General features: G+C 42.7%; 16 protein-coding genes. 4 read left to right on the top strand and 12 right to left on the bottom strand.

The features are described 5' to 3' along the window. Positions 1-100: 100 nt before the first annotated feature. Complete coding sequence (locus CZ367_RS11100; RefSeq protein ID WP_077196916.1) at positions 101-1,510, top strand: IS5 family transposase; 1,410 nt, start codon at positions 101-103, stop codon at positions 1,508-1,510. A gap of 207 nt (positions 1,511-1,717) precedes the next feature. Here CZ367_RS11100 and CZ367_RS15570 read toward each other — a convergent pair whose 3' ends face one another. From CZ367_RS15570 to CZ367_RS11140, 9 genes are all read right to left on the bottom strand, one after another. Then, positions 1,718-1,885 (bottom strand): hypothetical protein, encoded by a 168-nt coding sequence (locus tag CZ367_RS15570; protein WP_154669332.1) that lies wholly within the window; start codon positions 1,883-1,885, stop codon positions 1,718-1,720. Positions 1,886-1,938: 53 nt separating this feature from the next. Next, complete coding sequence (locus CZ367_RS11105; protein ID WP_077196917.1) at positions 1,939-4,017, bottom strand: leucine-rich repeat domain-containing protein; 2,079 nt, start codon at positions 4,015-4,017, stop codon at positions 1,939-1,941. 349 nt (positions 4,018-4,366) lie between these two features. Next, entirely contained in the window at positions 4,367-5,308 is a 942-nt protein-coding gene (locus CZ367_RS11110) for a tetratricopeptide repeat protein (protein ID WP_077196918.1), read from the bottom strand. A 529-nt stretch (positions 5,309-5,837) separates the two neighbouring features. Next, positions 5,838-7,211, bottom strand: coding sequence for a M56 family metallopeptidase (locus CZ367_RS11120; protein ID WP_077196920.1), 1,374 nt, complete (start codon positions 7,209-7,211; stop codon positions 5,838-5,840). Between the two features lie 26 nt (positions 7,212-7,237). Next, entirely contained in the window at positions 7,238-7,600 is a 363-nt protein-coding gene (locus CZ367_RS11125; protein WP_077196921.1) for a BlaI/MecI/CopY family transcriptional regulator, read from the bottom strand. 495 nt (positions 7,601-8,095) lie between these two features. Continuing rightward, positions 8,096-8,485 carry a hypothetical protein gene (locus tag CZ367_RS11130; RefSeq protein WP_077196922.1) on the bottom strand — a complete coding sequence of 130 codons (390 nt, stop codon included), beginning with the start codon at positions 8,483-8,485 and terminating at the stop codon, positions 8,096-8,098. Positions 8,486-8,494: 9 nt separating this feature from the next. After that, entirely contained in the window at positions 8,495-8,629 is a 135-nt protein-coding gene (locus tag CZ367_RS16500; protein WP_262500738.1) for a hypothetical protein, read from the bottom strand. Beyond that, positions 8,610-10,544 carry an AAA domain-containing protein gene (locus CZ367_RS11135; RefSeq protein WP_077196923.1) on the bottom strand — a complete coding sequence of 645 codons (1,935 nt, stop codon included), beginning with the start codon at positions 10,542-10,544 and terminating at the stop codon, positions 8,610-8,612. Before CZ367_RS11135 ends, CZ367_RS16500 begins: the two co-directional genes overlap by 20 nt. A gap of 94 nt (positions 10,545-10,638) precedes the next feature. Next, a complete protein-coding gene (locus tag CZ367_RS11140; RefSeq protein ID WP_144005983.1) occupies positions 10,639-11,913 on the bottom strand; it encodes a C1 family peptidase in 1,275 nt (424 codons plus the stop codon). A gap of 880 nt (positions 11,914-12,793) precedes the next feature. Between CZ367_RS11140 and CZ367_RS11145 the strand changes: the two genes are divergently transcribed. Next, positions 12,794-15,613, top strand: coding sequence for a M16 family metallopeptidase (locus tag CZ367_RS11145; RefSeq protein ID WP_077197442.1), 2,820 nt, complete (start codon positions 12,794-12,796; stop codon positions 15,611-15,613). A gap of 340 nt (positions 15,614-15,953) precedes the next feature. Here the strand turns inward: CZ367_RS11145 and CZ367_RS11155 are convergent, their stop codons facing one another. Together CZ367_RS11155 and xerD are read right to left on the bottom strand one after the other, a co-directional pair. Then, positions 15,954-17,255, bottom strand: a complete 1,302-nt coding sequence (locus CZ367_RS11155; RefSeq protein WP_077195397.1) for an IS1380 family transposase — start codon at positions 17,253-17,255, stop codon at positions 15,954-15,956. 214 nt (positions 17,256-17,469) lie between these two features. Beyond that, complete coding sequence (gene xerD, locus CZ367_RS11160) at positions 17,470-18,402, bottom strand: site-specific tyrosine recombinase XerD (protein WP_077196924.1); 933 nt, start codon at positions 18,400-18,402, stop codon at positions 17,470-17,472. A gap of 55 nt (positions 18,403-18,457) precedes the next feature. Here xerD and aroQ point away from each other — a divergent pair, with 55 nt between their 5' ends. Then, a complete protein-coding gene (aroQ, locus tag CZ367_RS11165; RefSeq protein WP_077197443.1) occupies positions 18,458-18,886 on the top strand; it encodes a type II 3-dehydroquinate dehydratase in 429 nt (142 codons plus the stop codon). Positions 18,887-18,964: 78 nt separating this feature from the next. Then, positions 18,965-19,603, top strand: coding sequence for an O-methyltransferase (locus CZ367_RS11170; protein ID WP_077196925.1), 639 nt, complete (start codon positions 18,965-18,967; stop codon positions 19,601-19,603). 310 nt (positions 19,604-19,913) lie between these two features. Here the strand turns inward: CZ367_RS11170 and mutS are convergent, their stop codons facing one another. Continuing rightward, complete coding sequence (gene mutS / locus CZ367_RS11175; RefSeq protein WP_077196926.1) at positions 19,914-22,577, bottom strand: DNA mismatch repair protein MutS; 2,664 nt, start codon at positions 22,575-22,577, stop codon at positions 19,914-19,916. Between the last annotated feature and the right edge of the window lie 37 nt (positions 22,578-22,614).

Below are 22,614 nucleotides of genomic sequence, written 5' to 3' on the forward strand. Positions count from 1 at the left end.
AGTATTTAACCATCTGGTTATCAATAAAATAATCGTTCTCAAACTTGCATATTTCTACAAAGTTTTGTATCTTTGTATAGTAAAATCTTGCAATTCAACGATGTATAAATCTCCATCCAAAGTCCGTCAGGCATCATTATTCTGGGATCTTGAGACAATGCTCTCTCCCAAGAATTCCCTGTACAAGTTAGCCAATCTGATTGATTGGAATCTGTTTGAGCAGTCTTTTGCCCCTCTTTACAGCAAGGACACTGGCCGTATGGCCAAGCCCATCCGTCTGATGGTCGGTCTGCTGATCTTGAAACACCTTCGTGACGTTTCAGACGAGAGCGTCGTGGAGCAGTTCTCGGAGAACGCCTACTTCCAGTATTTTTGCGGGATGGAGGCATTCCGCACCGACGCTCCCTGCGTTCCCACCGAGCTTGTCGAGTTCCGCCGTCGCATCGGTGAATCTGGCATGGAGCTGATACTCAAGGAAAGCATCCGCATCAATCTTTTAATCGGCGACCACAGAAAAGAGGAGATGCAGGGGAAAGACGGCAAGGATGGACGTGGACGCAAGCCCGATGCGGAGCATACCGCATTCATCGACACGACGGTGCAGGAGAAGAACGTGACCTTCCCCACGGACTCGAAACTCCTGAACAAGGTGATAGACTTTTGCCACGGCGTGGCGGAGAAGGAAAACCTCAAGGTCCGCCAGAGCTATGCCAAGGAGATAAAGGAACTGAAGCTCGTTCAGCGTTTCAGGGGTAGGAAGAACAGCAAGGCCAAAGTCAGGAAGGCCGACAAGCGGATGCGCACCATTGCGGGCAGGTTGCTCAGGGAGCTGCTTCGCCTGCTGCCCGATAGAAATGCCTACCAGGAGCGGATTGACATCTGCATGAGGCTTGTCAACGGCGAGCGGTTGGACGGCCATAAGATCTACTCGCTTCACGAGCCAGACGTGCTTTGTATCAGCAAGGGAAAAGAGGGCAAGAAGTACGAGTTCGGCAACAAGGTCTCCATCGTCAGACTATGGGACGGACTCATCATCGGTGCGCTGTCATTCCGCAATGAGTATGACGGCCATACGATAGACAAGGCAATGGAGCAGGTTAGGCGGCTGTATGACAGGAAAATAAAAACACTTGCCTGCGACAGGGGATACCGAGGACAAAGCATGAGTGGGCAGACACAAATCATAATTCCGGACACGCCCAAGAAAACAGACTCACGGTACGCCAAGAACAAAAAGCACAAACTCTTCCGCAAGCGGGCAGGAATAGAGCCTGTCATTGGCCACTGCAAGGCAGACCACCGGTTGGGGAGGAACTTCTACAAGGGTCTCTTCGGAGACTCCATCAATGTTATGCTTGCAGCTGCCGCATTTAACTTCAAAAGAGCCATGAGGCTTCTTTTGTGCCTAATTGAAAGAGTGATTATGTGGTGCTGTGGAAGACAAGAATTAAATTTTCAACACCAATTCTTCCCGCAGGGCTATATGAAAAATGCGATGTCGCCTTTTTGAGGGTCGACTATTTATACCCTACATCTTAATACTTAAGGCTTATACATTATAAAATAAAGAAATGTATATCATCAGCAAAGAACCATAGCTACCAAATGCGCAATAGATGATACTTACGCCCTTGCAGATGTATATAAACAGAAAAGGAACATATCAATCTAATGACATATCCCTTTTCGATATTTATAGTTTATTGAAGCGTTCCTCTTATTCTTCTAAATCGATAACTTCATCGTCACCGTTCCAAGGCTTAGCTTCCATTTCTTGGTTTGTTTCAAATGAGTGAGTTTGCAAGTTACCTGCTGTTTCTGCTATGCTACCCGAAAGGTTCAATGTAATAACTTCCGAAGTAGGTTGATTATATTTCTTTTTCATTGTTTATTGTCGTCTTTAGTTGTAAATTATGAATGGTTAAAGCTAAACGCTTATTATCGAATAACCACCTTTTTGCCATTCACGATATAGATACCCTTTGATGGGTTCTCTACTCTGCGACCTTGCATATCGTAAATCACAGGTTTAGTATTTTCTGCTTCTACATCAAGGCTCTTCACACCTGTTGGTTCGCTTCCTCCAGGCATATCAAAGTCGAAGAAGAGGGCTTCACGTGCAGCAGCTGCCATTGCGTTAGGCACAGCTAAAGCAGCCTTATGTGGAGTTATATTAACCGACTTACCACCTGTACCTTGTTGATAATAGAAACCATACTTGTCTGCATACTTTGTGCCTGTTGAACCCATTGCCAATATATAATAGGTGGTGTTTGCTTCAGCGAACTGCTTCTTTTGTGGTTCTACACCCTTAGTTTCAACGCCAACACCTACCATCAAGCTACCTACTGCACTCTTTTCTGTACCTGTTGTCATAGCCACACGGTAATCTGCACCGTATGCGCTTCCCTTCTTTGCCAACGAATTATCGGTATTTACGCTACACAAGAAGAAACCAGTCTTTGCTGGTATCAAGCTACCTGCCTCACAACGAGTAGTCTTAATATACTTATCACTGCCCACACCTGTAATAATAAAGCCCATCATACCTGCTGGCACTTCAAAGTTTTCGTTGTTAAGGAAGTAAGTAGTATAACCATTCTTACCCACTGTCAATGTTTCGTGTACACGGTCTTCAGCTTTTAAAGATGCAGTTATAACAGCATCTTTTGTTTTTAAATTCTTTTTATATAGATAACCATAATCTACAGGTGTGTAAAGCTTTGCTGTGGTAGGAATCTTAAAGAACGAATATTTTGCGAATGTTGGAATTACAGCTGTTCCGTGGAAACGCAAATATTCTAAATTTGATCTGTAGTCCATACAAAAAGCATAATCGCCAACACTTGCCAATGTACCAGGAAGTTCCATTGACTTTAATGATAAGCAATTTCTAAAAGCCTGAGAACCTATAATTTCTGTTTTGTCATTAAGTTTCACATCAGTAAGAGCAAAACATCCACTAAATGCTTCTGCAGCCACATTGGTTACCTTTGTCTTTTTAAGATCAATACTTTCTAAAACTGAAGCATATCTAAAAGCTTTTTGACCTAAAGTAGTTAAAGAAGAAGGCAATTTAATATTAGTCATAGAAATTGTGCCTTCAAAGCAACTTTCAGGAATGCTTGTAAATAAAGCTTTGCTAAAATCAAGTGTTTCCACCTTGTCAGCAGAAAGAAATGCAGTTGCACCTAAAGTTGTTATACCATCAGGAAAAGTTATCATTGAAGCTTTACAACCTCTAAAGGCATTATCAGGAATAATGCTTACATTCGACTTCTCTAACGATACGAGAACAGCATAACTATTTTTAAAACATCCTTCACCCAAAGTATTAAGGGTTGAAGGAGCTCTAAATGCAAAGTTGCCAGATTGCGTATTAGCAAATGCTTCTTTACCAACAGAGGTTATTTGTGTATTTTCTATATTTAAACTTTGAAGAGCACTACCATAAAAAGCTTTCTCACCAATAGAAGTAACAGAAGGGTCTAACTTCACCGTTTTTAGATTAGGACAATCGCAAAACAGTTCAGCAGGAATAGAACTATCTTTTGGTGAATGCCAACCCGTAAGGTCTGCTGTTTCTACGGTTACTGCTCCTTTAAAACAACCATTAGGGAAAAATACGTATTTATAACCATTCGCTTCGATTGCCTTAGGAAAAGCTATATAATTAATATGCGCATCTACCAACTTTTTTATAGCACCTTCTTTAGGCTCACAGCTGCTTAGTATGAAATGTCGCGTAGTCTTATAACTTCCACTGGTTGTAGTAATTGCTAATGTCTCAGGAAAAATTAAATCTGGCTTAGATTCTCTATCAAATTCCCAATCAACAATTTTAATTTCTCCAAAGCTGCCTCCAGCGGGATCTTTTAAAATTTCGCATACAAAGGTTTTAGCAGGGTCTTTATCGGATGCTATTTTGACAATCTCACCCACATACGCATTTACATTTAGCCAAGTACTAAGCAAGCAGCAGAGTGCCAGCCACCTTTTGGTAATTCTACTTTTCATAAAATATCTCCTTTAAAGTTATGTTGATTTATAATAATTTTTGAAAATCCTTGAATCTGAATTATGAATAAAACAGAACAAGTATTTAATATAATACTGAATAATTGTTGCAAATATAATCATTCAAGCTTGATTTACCCCCCCCTATAGGTTAAACATTGTTAAAAATAGAATATAGTTATGAGTTTTGAAAATAGGAAATGCGAAATAGTTTGTTTTACAGGTGTTTAGATGAAGCAGACCTGTCAGACTTGTCGGACTTGTCGGACTTGTCAGACTTGTCCGACCTGTCCGACCTGTCCGACAAGCCTGAATAATGAGAATGTCAAAGTGATGAGAGTAGTTAGGGCTATTTCTTTAGCTTTTTCTTCATATCGTCTACCTTTGTTTGCAGTTCCTTATCCTCTTGATAAGCCAAAGCATAGCTCCAATAAAGTGTAGCCAAGCGCAGGTCGTTGACGCTTTGTTTGGCATCACCCATTGCACGATAAATGACAAACATAATGGTTTTATTGGGTTCGTAGAGCTTTGTAGCCGTTTTGAGATGCTCCACCGCCTTATCATATTCGCCAAGCTTATTCTCTACCATTCCCAATCTGTAAAATCCCACAGCCAACTTGGGTTCACGTGCTATTGCCTTGCTAAAGTAGACTGCTGCCGAATCATTGTGGTTCAGGTATTCAAATGCACCACCTGTGTAATACAACGAGTTGTAGGTGGTGTCGCCTTGCTGATGCACGCGAGCGTAAGTTTCGATACATTTTTCATAAAACCCTGTCATAAAATAAGCCTCTCCCAATGCTCTGTTCACCTCATTGTTGGTAGAATCACGGTCAACATAAAGTTGTCCACGCTTTAAAGCGAAAATAGGTTTATCGACAGCATCTGAAGTATAAAGCCTCATCACATCAGCCAAAATTTTACTATCCATTGGGTAACGTATAGCAATAAGGTCGCCCAAAAAGAGCTGTTTCTTAATATCTTTCACAGCACCTGCACCGTAATAAAACATTCGCAATGCGTCGTGGGTAAGGCTGTCTTGGGGTATCGCCTCCAAAATCTCGTTGCTTTTGCTATAGTTAGTGCGTTGGTAATAACACTCAGCCAACTTCATTCTCAGCTTGTACGAAGCGTTCAAAGCAGACGCCTTTTCATAGTAACCGATGGCGTTATGATAGTCGTAAGCCTTCATACAGCTATCGCCAGCAATGGTCAACTGCTGCAACGTTTGTGCTTTCACACCTGTTACATATATAATAAGGTAAGCGAAGAAGATTATTCTATATTTCATACAGCGTTTTATTAGATTATTGTTTAAGGCTGGTTCTATAAATTACCACCGCATATAGTCATTAAATTTTTATGAAATACGTTTTGTTATCTTTTGGTTTCTTTTTATATAAAACGGGCTGCGCCTCAACAATTCAAACAAGTTTGATTGCATTCGGCTTGCTCCGTTTTTGGTTCAAAATGTAAGTTCGTTCAGTCGTGTAGCTCGCTACACTCCTTCACTCTCTTGCATTTTGACCTCAAAAATAAGCTCAAAATCTAACAAAGCTAATTTATAGAACCAGCCTTAATCCAAATCGGTCGTTAGCCTTCTTCGAGATTTGCGAGCTTATTTTGAGCTATTTTTGGTTGTTTTTGAAGACGTTAAAAAGCCTTTGCGGGCTAATAACCGAGTTGGGTTTAAGAGAAAATACAACGAAAGGTTGCAAGAAAGACAAATAACAGCACCTCACCTGCAACCTTACATTTATTACGACAGACACATTGGCGACAAACTTTTGAGTTTCATCGTTTTGTCGCCCAAGGTCTACTTATTTTGACTTAAACGTAACAGGGAGGGTGTACCAAACACTTATATTCTTACCGTCCACTTTTCCAGGCTTCCATTTTGGCATCGCATTTACCACACGGATAGCCTCTTGATCCAAAGCAGGCGAAACACTACGCACCAACTCTGCATCTCTCACTTGTCCGTCTGAATCTACTACAAACTTCACAATAACGCGTCCCTCTTCCTTGTTCTTCATTGCCTCGGCTGGATACTTCACGTTCTGAAAAAGCCATTCCGTTATGTTTCCGTCAAATTGTGGCATCTCTTCTGCAACTTTGTAAACTTTCTTAACAGGTTCTTCAACCGCCTTAGACACAACTGTTTCAGCTGCCTTCTCTTTCTTTACAACAGCTTCTTGCTTCACAACAGGCTTTCTTTTCTGTGTGGCTCTCACTACCTTCTTGTACCTGTGCTGCGGCTTGCCCTGTGCATCTGCTTCGGTTTTTGCCGACATTTGGGCAATATTGGTTACTGTGGTGCGCATCTCTCTTGCCACCGTTTCTATATTGCTTACAACGAGTAGGGTTGCAGCCATTGGCACTATCAAGGCATATTTGGCCTTTGCAATGCCGTTTGTACGCTTTTTGTTCATCATCTTAATACGCTTTTTAAGGGGTAAAACATTGAAATTATTTGATATTGTAGCTACATTCTTACTGTAAGTCAGTCCTAACAAGTGGTACTGATACGCCTTGCTATCTGCTCCCGTCGACAACACTTTATGGTCTGCCAAATACTCTAAATTGAGTCGCACCTCACGCTTTAAGAGCCATACAAAAGGATTGAACCAAAACAACACGCCAAATAGCTCGGTAAAGAGTATGTCTACCGAATGGCGTTCCTTACAATGGGTGAGCTCGTGGGTGAGGATAGCCTCTGTCTCTTTTGCGTTATGGTGAGCAGGATTGATAAATATCCAATTGAAAAAGGAGAATGGTCCTTCCTTGCCCGTCAGCTTATACACTTCTATTCCGTTCATTTCTACGATGTTACAACGCTTCTTTAGGCGAACGATAGACACTATCTGCCACACAAAACGCAACAGCAACAGAAGGGTAACAATGCCGTAAATGGCTTCACAGATGGGTATCCAAAGCGCAGCTGTGCCTCCTTCGGCAGTGATGGTAACTGTAGGCAATACCACATCGGCATAGTCATTCGCTATTGCCACCATCTCTGTATTGGCATTTGCCCAATAGGTGAAGTTGAGACTTGGCACAACAGCTGCCAAAAGATAAATACCTATAAGTGTAGCACGCCGCCACGTAAAGAAGGTATCGCCCGTGAATATCATCTTGTAGAACCCATAGAGTACTACGAGGGCAAGGTTTATTTTAATCATATAGATTGCCATAGTCGCATCTGTTTAGTTTGAGGTTATTATTCCTGTCCGCGCTCTATCTCGTCGATGATGTCTTGCAATTCTTCAGGAGTTATCTTTTGTTCCTTTGCAAAGAACGACACCATCTCACGAAACGAATTTTTGAAGTAATTGTCTACAAAACCTTTCATAAACTCGCGCTTGTATTCACTCTTTCCGATGCGTGGCGAATAGTAGTAGGTTATGCCCTTTTGCTCCGCCGATACATATTGCTTGCGCTTTAGATTTTGAAACACAGATGCTAAGGTAGTGTAAGGCGGTTTAGGTTCGGGCATCAGCTCCAACACTTGTTTCACCGTAGCCACCCCCGTTTGCCATATCAGCAGCATCACTTCTTCTTCTTGCTTTGTCAGTTTCTCCATATTCGAATTGGTTTTTGTCTGTGGCAAATGTACGATAAATTCGTAATAGCGCAAATTTTCAGAAGTTAATAAATGTTATAAACTAAAAATAATACCATTTTATCAGTGCATTACGAGTGTTTCGTAACAAGTGCACATTATTATAAAAACAATGTTACGTATTTTTCGGAGGTATGATACGCACAAGAAAACAAGATCCAATAGTCGAAACCGAACGAGGCTTACAACAAGATAGACAAAAAAGAGAGAAAGGAAAAATAGACCAATGCAAAACGAATAACAAAGGGATAGAAACACATTTGTAAACAGTTCATTGTCAATACATTACACGCTTAGTTCTCAAAGTTAAACTTTGACCACCCCAAACATATATATATTACCGCCTCAAAGTTGAACTTTGGGAAGCCCAAACATATATGTTTTGCGTCCGTAAGATAGATGTTTCGGTAAGAATAGATTTAGTGGTTATAAATAGAACAATACGTGCAGCAGGGTTTATCGTCCCAATGCTTCACGTATTTTTGTCATCTTTGCCTTTCTATCCATAGAATAAACGTTGTGATGTGCATCAACATAGGCAAACAGGTTGTAAGCCTTTTCGAGGAGCATAGCACGCAATGGGTTTACCTTATAGCTCGCCTCAACATACAAAAGTTCGGCTACCATCTCTAAGCGTTGCACCCTTTCGGCGGCTTTCCATTCGTCTTGGGCATAGGCGATGAGTTCCTCCACACTCATATTTCGCAATAAAGCATAGTCGCCTACATACTGACGATATAGGTCTTTCAAGTCGTCGTCCTTGTTCTCTTTCTTTTTCTCTAAGAAAAGGGCTATGGCTGCAAAGAATTCTTCTAACACTCTCAAAAAATAATCTTGTTGTATCATTGATTTAAATTAAAAATTAAGCCCCAATCGCTCGTCAGACCAGTCGGACCAGTCAGACCAGTCGGACCAGTCGGACCAGTCGGACGTGTCTGACTGGTCAGACTGGTCTGACGACCGATTTGGGTTAAAACACAGGTGCTTCATCGTTGATTTGCTGAATATAGTCAAACAACGCTTTATAGAACTTATGATGGCACATTGTTGTGGCATTTCCAAGAATGATGAGTTTCATTCTGGCACGTGTTATGGCAACATTCATACGGCGAAGGTCCTTTAAGAAACCTATTTCGCCATTGTCGTTGGCACGCACCATTGAGATAAGAATAACATCACGTTCCTGCCCTTGGAAGCCGTCTACCGTGTTTACGGTGATGAGGTGGCGATAAGGCTTAAAGAACTCACCCTTCTTGATAAGCCTACGTAGGTATTGCACCTGTGCACGATAGGGCGAAATAACGCCAACATCTATCTTTTCATCTAAGATGCGCTGTTTGCCTATTTTCGTAAAATATTGTTCTAAACTTTTTAGGGTAAGTTCTGCCTCGCCTTTGTTTATGCGTCCGAAACTCTCACCTACAAACTGCTCGTTGAAAGTAGGTTCGTCGTCGCCCACTTCCACCTCGCTCGTGTCTAACCACATTATAGGGTAGTCGTAGTCTAATATGCCCCGATACTTTATTTGTGGTGCGCTCTCCACCTCGCCTTTGTAAAACCAGTTGGACGAAAAGCGCATTATCTGTTCGTTCATGCGATATTGCACCTTGAGGAGGGTTACTACTTCGGGCTTGTTCTCCACAATGCGTTCCATCAGGGTTTTGCCCAATCCTGCGTTCAGTGCGGGCAGACTCTTTACAGTAGGTGGCAATTGGCAGTGGTCGCCTGCCAATATCACACGTGAAGCACGGCGAATGGCTATCCAGCACGCTGCTTCTAAGGCTTGGGCAGCCTCATCTATAAAGAGCGTTGTAAACTTTTGCCCTTCCATTATGCGACTATTTGCCCCTACAAGGGTGGAGGCTACTACCCTTGCTTCGCCAAAGAGTTCGCTGTTGATGCGTATTTCCAATTCGGTGGCACGACTTTTCAGTCTATCCATCTTTTGGTGATAGCTGTCCGAGCCACGCCCTTTACCACTTTTCAGTTGGCGAATGGCTTTGCGGATAGACCATAGTTGGTCGTAGTCGGGGTGAGCCTCAAAGCGTCTTTCATACGTGAAACCAAGCATTTTGTCGTTCACACGGGTGGGATTGCCTATGCGCAAAACATTGATACCGCGGTCTACAAGTTTCTCGCAAATCCAGTCTACCGCCATATTGCTTTGCGCACACACCATTACTTGGCTCTCTCGCATCAGTGTTTCGTTGATGGCTTCTACCAATGTGGTGGTCTTTCCTGTTCCTGGAGGTCCGTGTACTACGGCTACATCTTTAGCCCACAACACCTCGTTGACGGCTTTTTCTTGTGTGGGGTTGAGCCAAGGAAAGCGTGTAGCTGCAAAGGCGAAACGCTCGGCTTTATGGTGTGTGTAGAAAAGGTCGCGTAGATAAGCCAAGCGGCCGTTCTTTGCGTTGATTACACGGTCGAGTGCATCGAACATCATTTGGTAAGACGTTTCGTCAAACGACAATTGGCAACCTATGGGCGTGGACGAATTTTGCAAGTCTATCACAGGTGCAGCATCAGGAAGGCTCACTACCATACGTTCGCCATCTACATACGACACCGTTCCCGTAAAGTTGTAATAGCTTATTTTTGTCGCTTCGGAAGTTGGGGCATCGGCCTTTTGCTTGATGTTGAAGAAGGTTACGGGACGCCCAAACTCAAAGTTATGCTCCACGTCCAAATCTTCGGTGCGGAACACCTCTACTACTCGCTGATTTAACGAGTTGTAATAGCTTTTTCCCACTCGAACGGGAAACCACGCATCGCCACGTTTGGTCTTCCGCCGAATACCTATCGTCTCGGTAAGTTTGCGAAACGACTCTTTTTCAGCGTAATATTCCATTTGTAACAATACTTTTTGGCGTTGCAGGAGTTGTATGGGCGATTCTTGAAGCATAGTTTTCTTTGAAAGGAAAAATAAATAATTAGGAGACTTTAGATAGTCCAAAATCTCCTAATTATTTTACGGGTGGTTCTATAAATTAGCTTTGTTAGATTTTGAGCTTTACTTTCTTTGCCATAGTTTTGGTTACAGCATTCTTGTTTAGAAAGATGTAAACCGTGTTGTCGGCAATGTAGTTGCGCGACATATACCACGTGCCATCGTAATGGGTGTTAGTACCCCACGAGTTTTTCACCATATAGTAGGTTTTTCCGTTCTGATCCTTGGCACGACCATAGATTACCATAACGTGATCGTAGGTCATACGCCAGTTATCGAAACGCTTTTGGCGGCGTTCCTGAGATGCTGTAACCTCTGGAGTATTTGCTCCTAACGCTTCCAACTTGGCTGCTCGTTCGCTCTTAGATAGGCGCAACCACCTTGCTGCATCGGTACCTCCGAGCGATTTCATTGAGCTATTGTCTACATTGAGTGCTAATCCGTTGCGTGTGAAACCATCTTCACTAACGTCACCACCCCACGCCACGGTGTAGCCAGCGTCCAATGCTTCGTCTATGATGGTCATCATATCGTTTAAAGGTACATTGTGGCTCAAGCTCCAGCGCCATTTGTAAGGAGCTTCGATGGCAAATTTCTCATAGAAAGGATGATGCGTGAAACTTGTAATGCTGATATAGTCGTTCCAGTTCAAGCCCAATGAGGCAGCGTAAGTCTGTGGAGTGTAGCTCTTGCCTTCGTAAGTGAAACTTGTAGGACACTTGCCCATATACGCATCTATGATACCTTGAACGCCATTCGTCCACGCTGGACTTAGTTCCTTGTGTTCCTCTTCGGCAATAGATGCCACATACTTTTCCAACGAAGGGAAAAATTCGGTGAAGTCGGCTAAGGTATCGCCCACCATTGACCCAGGTTGTGCCATTACGCTTTCGGGAACAACGCCGTGTGCCTTAATCATTTCTAACGCATCATCGCAGCTTCCGCCTTCCGAAAATCGGCTCATTCCGTGCATACGGGTATGGAATATTGCCTCATCAAGGTAGTTTTTGTTTGCCACAAACATTTCGCTAAGGTCTACTGTTTTACCCGTAGCACGCAACACTTCGCTCTCGAAGAAACCCAAGGTAGCGTAACACCAGCAAGTACCACTCTTGTATTGGTTCTTAATGGGAGTAATGGGGTTTGCTTTGATGGTTGTAAACTGCAACTTTGCACCATTCTCGGCTGCTTTATCTTGTGCATTTGCACTCAAAGCGAGTGTCATCAATGCAAATGTAAGGTATTTTTTCATCTTAGTTTCTATATTTTCGTTCGTTCTATTTGTCCACCTTTGTATATATAAAGGTAAGGCAAAGTTACGCATTTTTTTCAATACAGCACCATGATAGCTTAAAAAAGGGAGGTTTTCTGCTAATAATCAGCACGTAAAAAGATGAAAGGAAACATAAACCCCAATCGGTCATTAGACCAGTTTAGGTGCTTACTTTATTATTTTTGAAACTTATGAGCTGTCTTTTGGATTATTTTGGCTTTATTTTACCTATATCTGCAGTCACATAGCCCGCTATGATCCTTTGATATATGCAAAATAAATCTCAAAATAATCGCAAAATACATTCTCATTCTAACGACCGATGTGGGATAAACAGAAAATAAACTTTACATTTGCAATCCAAAAACAAGACCACACAAGACTCTTATTGTCCTATTTTTCCTCGCCCATACTTTTAAAAATCATACATTGATGTTTCGTTTCCAAAACATATATGTTTGGCATTATCAAAGTTCAACTTTGAGGGGCTAAAACATATATGTTTTGAAATAGGATTATAACGCTTTAATAATCAATAAGTTGCAAACTAAACTTTAATACATCAAGTGAAAAATAAGGTTGTTCTATTCTTCCACAAACCAACACGCTACTATTTTTCTCAATTCCTTTACATATATCATCGTTTTACACCCTAAATAGAGAAAAAAGAGAATACTTCATTGCACACCATAGACGTAAATGAGCAATGTAGTAAGTATCTGTGTTATATATCGTAATTCGATAAATAATTACTGAAAAGCACACATAAAATCGCATTTCTGCAATTTTACAGTATATTTATTCCATAAAATCGCTATAATTGCTGATAATTAGCAAATTAGTTACTAAATTCTATTAAAATATTATTGCATTTAGAGATTTTATGTACCTTTGTAAGCAGAAACAAAACATTATTTTAATAAATCTAAAGATGAAACTAAAACATTTACTTTTTGCTGCTCTTGTTTTCGTTTCGGGAATGGCTTCTGCACAGCAGATGGGTCCTATCCCCGTAAACAAGAACGTGAGACAGGGTAAGCTCAGCAATGGTTTGACTTACTACATTCTACACAACGAATGGCCAGAGAAGGTTGCTAACTTTTACATCGCACAGCGTGTAGGTGCTATTCAGGAAGAAGAAAGCCAGCGTGGTTTGGCTCACTTCTTGGAACATATGGCATTCAACGGCTCGGAACACTTCCCTGACTCTACCCTCCTTGAGTTTACACGCTCGCTCGGTGTTGAGTTTGGTAGCGACCTCAATGCGTTTACTTCTATCGAAGAAACTGTTTACCGTGTGTGCAACGTACCTGTACAACGTCAATCGGCTTTGGACTCTTGCTTGCTCATTATGAAAGACTGGTCGAACGGTCTTACACTTGCTGACAAGGAAATAGACAAAGAACGTGGCGTAATTCACCAAGAATGGCAGTTGAACCAAAACGCTACAATGCGTATTCTTGAGCGTTCACTTCCTAAGATGTACCCTAACTGTAAGTATGGTCTCCGCTTGCCTATCGGTTTGATGAGCGTTGTTGACCACTTCAAGTATCAGGCATTGCGCGACTACTATCACAAGTGGTATCGCCCAGACAACCAGTGTATCATTGTTGTAGGTGATGTGGATGTGGACAAGATTGAAGCTCAGATTAAGAAGCTTTGGGCTAACGTACCTGCTCCTGGTGCTGACGCTGCACAGGTAGTACCTGTACCAGTTCCAGACAATGATAAGGCTATCTACATCTTTGAGAAGGATAAGGAAATGCAGCACAGTAGCGTAGGTATCTATATGAAGCATGAGGCATTCCCTAAGGAAATGAAGAGCGATCAGTATTACTATATCGATGCTTACTTAAAAGAAATTATGGCAATGATGCTTAACCAACGTTTCCAAGAAATGGCTATCAAGGCTGACTGCCCATTCATCAACGCATACGGCTACGATGGCAAGTTTATCCTCTCAAGCACTAAGGACGCATTCACATTGGGTGCTACTCCTAAGGAAGGCAAAGAGCTTGAAGCATTCAAGGCTATCTACCGTGAAGCACAGCGTGTACGCCAATTTGGTTTCACACCTGGTGAGTTCGACCGTATGAAGGCTGAATACCTTTCTAAGTTGGAAGCATTGTATCAGAACCGTAACAAGGTGAAGAACGACCAATATGGTGATGAGCTCCGCGACCACTTCCTCAAGAACGAACCTATCCCAAGCAAGGAAGACGAATATGCTATTATGAAGCAGTTCATCGAAATGCCTATGTTGAACGTTCAGTTGGTTAACGAGTATGTTAAGCAACTCATCTCTGACAACGATAGCAACTTTATTGCAAACATCTATGTTCAGGAAAAGGCTGGCGCAAACTATCCTACTGAAGACAAGATGGCTAAGGCTATCAGCGAGGTACGTGCAGAAAAGTTGGAACCATACGTGGACAACACAAAGCAAGAACCATTGGTAGACGAAACAAAATTGCCAAAGGCTGGTAAGATAGTTAAGGAAACCGAGAACAAAAAGTTAGGTTACAAGGAACTCACATTGAGCAATGGCGCACGTGTAATCTTGAAAAAGACCAACTTTAAGGAAAACGAAGTACGCTTCAGCGCTGTTGCTAAGGGTGGTTCAGGTTCATACGGCAAGGCTGACTATGACAACTTGAAGCTCTTCAACTCTATCATCGGCATCAGCGGTTTGGGCAACTTCTCTAACCAAGAATTGCAGAAGGCACTCTATGGTAAGCAGGCAAGCATCAGCTTGAGCCTCGGCAACTACTTCCAGACAGTAAGCGGTCACGCTGTACCAAAGGACGTTGAAACTATGTTGCAGTTGCTTTATCTCAACTTTACCAAGGTGGCTAAGGACCAACAGTCGTACGACGCAGTTATGGTTCAGTTAGAACAAGCATTGAAGAACAAGGACTTATCGCCTGAAAGCGTATTCTCTGATTCTATTTCATTGACCCTCAACGCTGACAAGGAACGCAATGCACCATTGTCAATGAAGACTTTGAAGGGTGTAAACTACGACCGTATTCTCCAGATATGGAAAGAACGCTTCACAAACCCAAGCCAGTATGTGTACACATTCGTTGGTAACTTTGACGAAGCTACACTCCGTCCATTGATTGAGAAGTATATCGGTTGCTTCCCTAAAGGCAAGACAGAAAACTGGAAGGAAGTTCCTAACTACAGAACAGGTAAGGTTTCAAACAAGTTCACCAACAAGTCTGAAACTCCAAAGGCTATCGGTTTCGAGTTCTGGCACAAGGAAATGCCTTACACTGTTGAAAATGCTATCCTCGCAGATGCAGCAGGTCAGATTTTGTCAATGCAGTATTTGAAGGACATTCGTGAAGACCAAGGTGCTGCTTACTCAGTAAGTGCAAGTGGTGCATTGATCTTCCGTGGCAACAAGAGCTACGCTGTAATGCAGGCTTATTGCCCAATGGACCCTAACAAGGCTGAATTGGCAGTGAAACTCCTCAACGATGGTATCAAGGCTAACAGCATTAAGGTAGACGCTGACAAACTTCAGAAGGTGAAAGACTTTATGTTGAAGCAGGCAGACATCGATGCTAAGGGCAACGGCCACTGGATGGGTGTACTTGATACATACACATGGTATGGCATCGATACTGAATCTACTTGCAAGGCAACTATTCAAGCATTGACTCCTGAAAAGGTAGCTAACTTTATCAAGACTTTGATGAGTGCAGGCAACCAAGTTGAAGTTGTAATGACTCCTGCTAAGTAAAAGACAACTATTAGGTAGGTTCTGAACAACGAACTACTTAAAACTATAAAAGCTATATTAAACTCGGAAACGGGTTTGATATAGCTTTTTTCATTCCACGAAATAATGTTTTAACCCCTACACGCCCTTGCACACATTAAGATCTATTTCAAAAGGAGCTTTCTTGTGAATCCTTAATTCCGCAGTATTTTTTCTTGTGAGAAAATTTTATATGTTGAGATGTCTTTTTGGGGCTCTATATGTTGATATGAGGTGCTTCGGTGTTTTTGGGGTCTTTTCTAAGCATAAAATCCCCCACCCAAACCAATGGGGAAGTATGAAAAACCACAAAAAATGATGTTTATTCAATAAAGACCTCAGCGTAGTAGTTTTTATTTGTATATAGGTTCAGAACGTTCTGCCTTCCAGTGCGCACCCATTTTGCTGGTACGTTGACAAAATGGAGGATAAAGGCTTTCAGCCTGCTTGTCTTTTTCAACGGCTTGACCTTATCGCTGATATGACGGACGAGATAGAGATAGAAGTTCTTCAGCATGGCGGTAACCATCATAAAAACCATATTCTCAGCCATAAAGGAAAAGGGCAGATGTGACCATCCGAAGTCATTGTTCTGTATGTCGAAGTTCTTTTCGCTTGCTCCACGCTCATTATAAAATGTAATGATGTCTTTCTCGGTAGACATCCAGTTATTGGTGAGGATACAGCGGTATGTGTATATTACTCCGAACATATCTGTCTGTTGCTTGCCATCCTTGTCTTTCAAAGGACTACGCTGTACGACAAGCCTGTATGACTTTCCTTCTATTAAGTTGTCTATGCTGACGGAGGTGACATCGCATCTCTCATAATCAACCTCAACACTCTTCCATTCTTTCAGCTGGCGGAAGTCCTCGTGTCGGCTGCCGCAGTTGGCAGCACGTATATAGAACGTGTTGCAGCGCTGCTCTACGGTTTGGATAATTTCCTTTGAGAACGATCCGCAATCAGCACGGAAACGCTCTATTACCACACCAAGTTCTGAGGTTACACGGTCCATAATGCGACGGAGCGTGTCTTCTTGATGGAATCTCACATTGGTGTTTCCGTCACGATTCTCACCTCCGACTATGATTCCCCCAATGGAAGCCCAACCAGGGAAATAGCCAAAATCCTGCTTGTAAGAATATTTTGCATCGAACTTGTGGGCTGGAATAAACTGGTGATCAAAGTCTAAGTCAACATGACTGCCCACCTTTATAAGCCCCATTCTTCGTATCATCCGTAAAAGTAAGGTATTCAACTTTTCTGCTGTGTTGAAACTATACGACTTGTCGGAGGTCTTGCTCTTATAGACAATATTTTTCTCGGTAAGCTCCTTTAGTCCGCGCCCCACAGTGTCGGCACCGGGTAACAGCGTATCAGGTCTTTGCTTGAACTGCCCAATAAGCGCATTGATGTCCTCAAGGCATTCTCCACCACAAAGGTAACTGAAGAAGAGAGATCCAAAAATACTTCCATAACAGAATGCTTTGCCGCTACTTCCACGTTTGCCCAATACAGATTCGGTAAGTTTTTCAAAGCCCAACTTTGAGAAAACGTCCATAATATGATAAATTCCACCGAAAGAAGTGATATTCTCGTTTTTAATTGCTACCTTTGCCATATCAGTTTTTTTTGCTTACTTGTTATGTTTACAGCACCAAGATAGGTGAAATTTCTGACATATCCAAGTGTTTTGAGAACTTTGTTTCTCAGGCACTTGGAGTTCTTACAAGAATTTATGCTGCGGAATTAAGGTGAATATTTTAGTTTAACAGAGATATACATAAAGAGTAGCTAAAGTTGAGATAGACGAGATGCGTTTTGCAGAGAGCCATCTACAATTTGTGCTCCTCTCGGTAACGAATGTTTCGAGGGTGATGCTCCAATATCTCTTTGCGCAGGGTTGTAGTATCGATGTGTGTATAGATTTCGGTTGTAGCTATACTTTCGTGACCCAACATCGCTTGAATGGCACGAAGGTTGGCTCCACCCTCCAACAATGCTGTGGCAAAGGAGTGGCGCAGGGTATGGGGCGAGATGGTTTTCTCTATTCCAGCCTCTTTGGCATATTGTTTTAGCATTATGAGTATCATCGTTCGGGTGAGATGCGCCCCACGACGATTAAGAAAAACATAGTCTTCTTCGCCCTCTTTTATCTTCATTTGGTTGCGGTCGATAAACCAATAGCCCAATTCGTCTAAAGCCCGTGGCGATATAGGTACTAATCGTTCTTTAGAGCCCTTTCCCATAACACGCACAAATTGTTCGTCTATATAAAGGTGTGAGAGCTTCAGTTGGGTAAGTTCTGACACACGCAGTCCGCACGAGAACAATACCTCTATGATGGCTTTGTTACGATGCCCTTCCCACTTAGATAGGTCTATGGCTTGCTGTATCTGGTCGACTTCGGCTGTGGAAAGTACTTCAGGGAGATGTTGGGATTGTTTAGGCGATTCGAGCAGTTCGGTAGGGTCGTTCTTAATGTAGCCATCAAGCACGAGATAGCGATAGAATTGACGCACACCGCTTAGAATACGAGCCAACGAACGTGCACCAATGCCAAGGTCGCGCACGGTTGCAGCGAAGTGCTCTATATCTTCCAACTCTGCTTCAAGCGGACTTTTGCCTTCCCCTTGAAAGTAGTTTAAGAGCTTATCTAAGTCGCGCAAATAAGCGTCCAACGTATTTTCAGGATGCCCTTTCTCAAGCTTCAAATAACGTTGATACCGCTTTACAAGATTAGAAGATGTTTCTTTGCTCGTTTCCATTTAAATGTGTATTTTTGCATCTTTGAGTACAAAGATAAGTAATTTCGGTGTAATAATGAAAATAATCATCATCAATGGTCCTAACCTCAACTTGTTAGGCACACGCGAACCCAATGTGTATGGCACACAAACAATGGAAACCTACTTTCAAACATTAAAGGAGCGTTATCCTGACATCGTGTTAGAATACTTCCAAAGCAACGTTGAGGGCGAACTCATTAATAAGCTGCAACAAGTGGGCTTTACTTACAACGGCATTGTGCTCAATGCAGGAGCATATACGCACACAAGTATAGCCTTATTAGACTGCATCAAGGCTATCACAACGCCTGTGGTCGAGGTGCATATCAGCAACGTAAACAGCCGTGAGGACTTCCGCCGCCACTCAATGATTGCACCTGCCTGCCGTGGAACAATACAAGGTTTCGGAATGGATAGCTACCGATTGGCAGTGGAAGCAATAAGCGAGATGGCAAAGGGATAATTCTCTTTGATGAATAAGACTGGTTGGGCAAGTCGGACAAGTCGGACAAGTCGGACAAGTCCGAATTAATAAAAAACAATGAACGAGAATACAGATCTTGATAATTACGTCCTCAATCATATTGATGCCGAGGGCGACTACTTATACCGCCTTTATCGTGCCACCAACATTCACACCGTACACGGTCGTATGGCAAGCGGACACCTTCAAGGCAGACTGTTGAAGATGTTGGTAAGAATGGTGCAACCCAAGAATGTTTTGGAGGTAGGAACTTTCAGCGGCTACTCTGCCATCTGCATCGCCGAAGGCTTAGAGGAGGGCGGAAAGCTCTACACATTCGAGATAAACGATGAGATGGAAGACTTCACACGCCCGTGGATAGAGGGTTCTGCCGTGGCTGACAAGATAGATTTTCGCATTGGCGATGCCAACATAGAAGCTCCAAAACTCGGCGTTGAGTTTGATATGGCTTTTGTAGATGGCGACAAGCGCACCTATATGGAAACTTATGAAATGGTGTTGTCCATACTCCGCAAGGGTGGTTACATCTTAGCCGACAACACGCTGTGGGACGGACACGTTACCGACGAGGCTTATCAAAAGGACAGTCAGACTCAAGGCATCTGCCGTTTCAACGACTTTGTAGCACAAGACGGACGAGTAGAAAAGGTGATATTGCCCCTAAGAGACGGTCTGACCATCATCAGAAAGAAGTAAGAGCAATACACAAAAAGAAAGGGTAGAGATACAATTTAGCCCCCTATCACAAGCCGAAACTTGAGGATAGGGGGCTAAATCGTAATAGATTTTAGAGATATAGAAATACATCTTATCCCAAATCGGTCGTTAGACTTCTTCGAGATTTGCGAGCTTATTTTGAGCTATTTTTGGGTGTTTTTGAAGACGTTTAGCGAGCTAAACAACTGAAAAAACAAACGAAAAGAGCCAAAATAAGGTGCAAAGACGAAGAAAAGCATAACAGCTAAACGCTTTAAAAAGCCTTTGCGGGCTAATGACCGATTTGGGTTTATCTGCCATTCACAATTTTCTTAATCTCGTTCAGCTTGTTTAAAGCCTCAACAGGGGTAAGGTTGTTGATGTCGAGACCAAGAATTTCGTCACGTATTTGGGTCAGTACAGGGTCGTCTAATTGGAAGATGGAGAGTTGCATTCCCTCACGTGTTTGGTCTATGCTTTCGGCATTGGGCTTGCGCATACTGCCCGTAGCCTGCGAATTGTCGTTTTCCAATTGTTTCAACACCACATTGGCACGTTTCACAATAGAGCGTGGCATACCTGCAATATCGGCTACGTGAATACCAAACGAGTGTTCGCTGCCTCCTCGTGCTAACTTGCGAAGGAAGATAATTTTGCCCTCGTTCTCACGTACCGATACGTTGTAATTCTTAATACGATGGAATATCTTTTCCATTTCGTTCAGTTCGTGGTAGTGAGTAGCAAAGAGCGTGCGAGCTTGCGCTTTGGGTTGTTCGTGCAGATATTCCACAATTGCCCACGCTATACTGATGCCGTCGTAGGTGCTTGTGCCTCGTCCAAGTTCATCAAATAGGATTAACGAACGTGGAGTAACGTTGTTGAGAATGTTAGATGCTTCGGTCATCTCTACCATAAAGGTAGATTCGCCCAACGAAATATTGTCTGATGCGCCCACACGGGTGAAGATTTTATCCACCAACCCTATTTTTGCTCCTTCGGCAGGTACGAAACAGCCCACTTGTGCAAGCAGTACAATAAGTGCCGTTTGGCGCAACAGAGCCGACTTACCTGCCATATTGGGACCCGTAATCATCATTATTTGTTGACGTTCGTTGTCCAATAGTACGTCATTCGGCACATACTGTTCGCCCAAAGGCAGTTGTGTTTCTATTACAGGGTGGCGACCTTGCTTAATGTCGATTACTTCTGTGGTGTCTACCACTGGTCGTACATAATGATGTTCTTCAGAAGTAACCGCAAAAGAGAGCAAGCAATCCAAATGAGCAATGAGGTTGGCATTGATTTGAATTTGTGGAATAAACTTCTGCATATCTTGTATCAACTCGTTGAAGAGCTTTGTTTCTAATGCCAATATCTTTTCGTCAGCTCCCAATATTTTAGCCTCGTATTCCTTTAGTTCGGGAGTAATGTAGCGTTCTGCCTGTGCAAGGGTTTGCTTGCGTATCCATTCTTCAGGCACTTTGTCCTTAAACGTATTGCGCACTTCAAGGTAATAGCCAAATACGTTGTTGAAACCTATTTTTAATGAACTAATGCCTGTCTTTTCGGCTTCCTTTTCTTGTATTTCTAAAAGGTATTGCTTGCCGTTGTCACGAATAGAGCGAAGGTCGTCAAGTTCGGCATTAAAGCCGTGGGCTATCACATCGCCTTTGTTGATAAGCTGTGGTGGGTCGGGTTTAATTTCACGTTCTATGCGTTCACGTATCGACTCGCAAAGGTTCAGCTGTTCGCCAATGGCTTTCAAAGCCTCCTTATTGGCATAGAGGCAAGCTGTCTTAATGGGCTGAATAGCCATCAATGCCGTTTTGAGTTGTACAACCTCACGGGGCGAAACTCGTCCTACTGCCACCTTAGAGATGATGCGCTCTAAATCGCCAATGCGATGCATCTGTTCGTCCAAACATTGACGGAAGTCGGGTTCACGAAAGTAATAGTCTACAATATCCAATCGTTCGTTGATAGGTTTTTCCTCTTTGAGGGGGAAAACAAGCCATCTGCGCAACAAACGACCACCCATTGGAGTAATGGTGCGGTCTATTACGTTGAGCAACGACAAACCATCTTCCTGCATTGGGGTTACCAATTCGAGCGAACGAATAGTAAAACGGTCTAAGCGTACGTACTTTTCTTCCTCTATGCGAGCAAGGGAAGTGATGTGATTGATGTTTGTATGCTGGGTAATCTCAAGGTATTGCATAATTGCTCCTGCAGCAATCACACCATTGTTAAGATGGTCTACACCAAAGCCTTTGAGGTTTTTTGTACCGAAATGTTTGAGTAGTTTTTGTCGTGCGGTTTGGTCGGTAAATACCCAATCGTCTAACTCGAACGTACAAAGTCGTGTTCCGAAATGGCGTTCAAAGTCGTTTTTCTTACCTCGCTCATACAATACCTCTTTAGGAGAGAAGTTGCCGATGAGTTTTTCCACATAGTCGAATGTGCCTTCGCCTGTAAGAAACTCGCCTGTGGAAATATCTAAGAAGCTGATACCACACGCTCCACGACCGAAGTGAACCGCTGCAAGGAAGTTGTTTTCTTTATAATTGAGCACGTTATCGCCCATTGCCACACCCGGGGTAACAAGTTCGGTGATGCCACGCTTCACCATCTTGTCTTCAGCCGATACCCCTTTCTTTCCTTTAAGTTCTTCTTTCTTTTTTTTAGGGTCTTCCAATTGGTCGCAAATGGCTACACGTTTACCTGCACGAATGAGCTTTGGCAGAAACGTATCCAAGGCGTGATGAGGGAAACCAGCCATCTCGTCGCCTGCTGCCGCTCCATTGTTACGGCGTGTAAGCGTAATACCAAGAATACGTGAGGCCTCTATGGCATCATCGCAATACGTCTCATAGAAGTCGCCACATCTAAAGAGCATCAATGCATCAGGATGTTTCGCTTTCATTGAGAAGAATTGTCGCATCATTGGGGTCAGCCCCTTATCGTTTTTTGCCATAGTCGTTGGTTTTCTTTTATTATTTTATTGGGAGCGA

Source organism: Prevotella ihumii (assembly GCF_900155655.1).
Lineage (GTDB): Bacteria > Bacteroidota > Bacteroidia > Bacteroidales > Bacteroidaceae > Prevotella > Prevotella ihumii.

Excerpts from the sequence above, each read along its gene's own strand:
- CZ367_RS11100 (WP_077196916.1), top strand. The coding sequence starts at position 101 with ATGTATAAATCTCCATCCAAAGTCCGTCAGGCATCATTATTCTGGGAT.
- CZ367_RS15570 (WP_154669332.1), bottom strand. The coding sequence starts at position 1,885 with ATGAAAAAGAAATATAATCAACCTACTTCGGAAGTTATTACATTGAAC.
- CZ367_RS11105 (WP_077196917.1), bottom strand. The coding sequence starts at position 4,017 with ATGAAAAGTAGAATTACCAAAAGGTGGCTGGCACTCTGCTGCTTGCTT.
- CZ367_RS11110 (WP_077196918.1), bottom strand. The coding sequence starts at position 5,308 with ATGAAATATAGAATAATCTTCTTCGCTTACCTTATTATATATGTAACA.
- CZ367_RS11120 (WP_077196920.1), bottom strand. The coding sequence starts at position 7,211 with ATGGCAATCTATATGATTAAAATAAACCTTGCCCTCGTAGTACTCTAT.
- CZ367_RS11125 (WP_077196921.1), bottom strand. The coding sequence starts at position 7,600 with ATGGAGAAACTGACAAAGCAAGAAGAAGAAGTGATGCTGCTGATATGG.
- CZ367_RS11130 (WP_077196922.1), bottom strand. The coding sequence starts at position 8,485 with ATGATACAACAAGATTATTTTTTGAGAGTGTTAGAAGAATTCTTTGCA.
- CZ367_RS16500 (WP_262500738.1), bottom strand. The coding sequence starts at position 8,629 with ATGAAGCACCTGTGTTTTAACCCAAATCGGTCGTCAGACCAGTCTGAC.
- CZ367_RS11135 (WP_077196923.1), bottom strand. The coding sequence starts at position 10,544 with ATGCTTCAAGAATCGCCCATACAACTCCTGCAACGCCAAAAAGTATTG.
- CZ367_RS11140 (WP_144005983.1), bottom strand. The coding sequence starts at position 11,913 with ATGCGTAACTTTGCCTTACCTTTATATATACAAAGGTGGACAAATAGA.
- CZ367_RS11145 (WP_077197442.1), top strand. The coding sequence starts at position 12,794 with ATGAAACTAAAACATTTACTTTTTGCTGCTCTTGTTTTCGTTTCGGGA.
- CZ367_RS11155 (WP_077195397.1), bottom strand. The coding sequence starts at position 17,255 with ATGGCAAAGGTAGCAATTAAAAACGAGAATATCACTTCTTTCGGTGGA.
- xerD (WP_077196924.1), bottom strand. The coding sequence starts at position 18,402 with ATGGAAACGAGCAAAGAAACATCTTCTAATCTTGTAAAGCGGTATCAA.
- aroQ (WP_077197443.1), top strand. The coding sequence starts at position 18,458 with ATGAAAATAATCATCATCAATGGTCCTAACCTCAACTTGTTAGGCACA.
- CZ367_RS11170 (WP_077196925.1), top strand. The coding sequence starts at position 18,965 with ATGAACGAGAATACAGATCTTGATAATTACGTCCTCAATCATATTGAT.
- mutS (WP_077196926.1), bottom strand. The coding sequence starts at position 22,577 with ATGGCAAAAAACGATAAGGGGCTGACCCCAATGATGCGACAATTCTTC.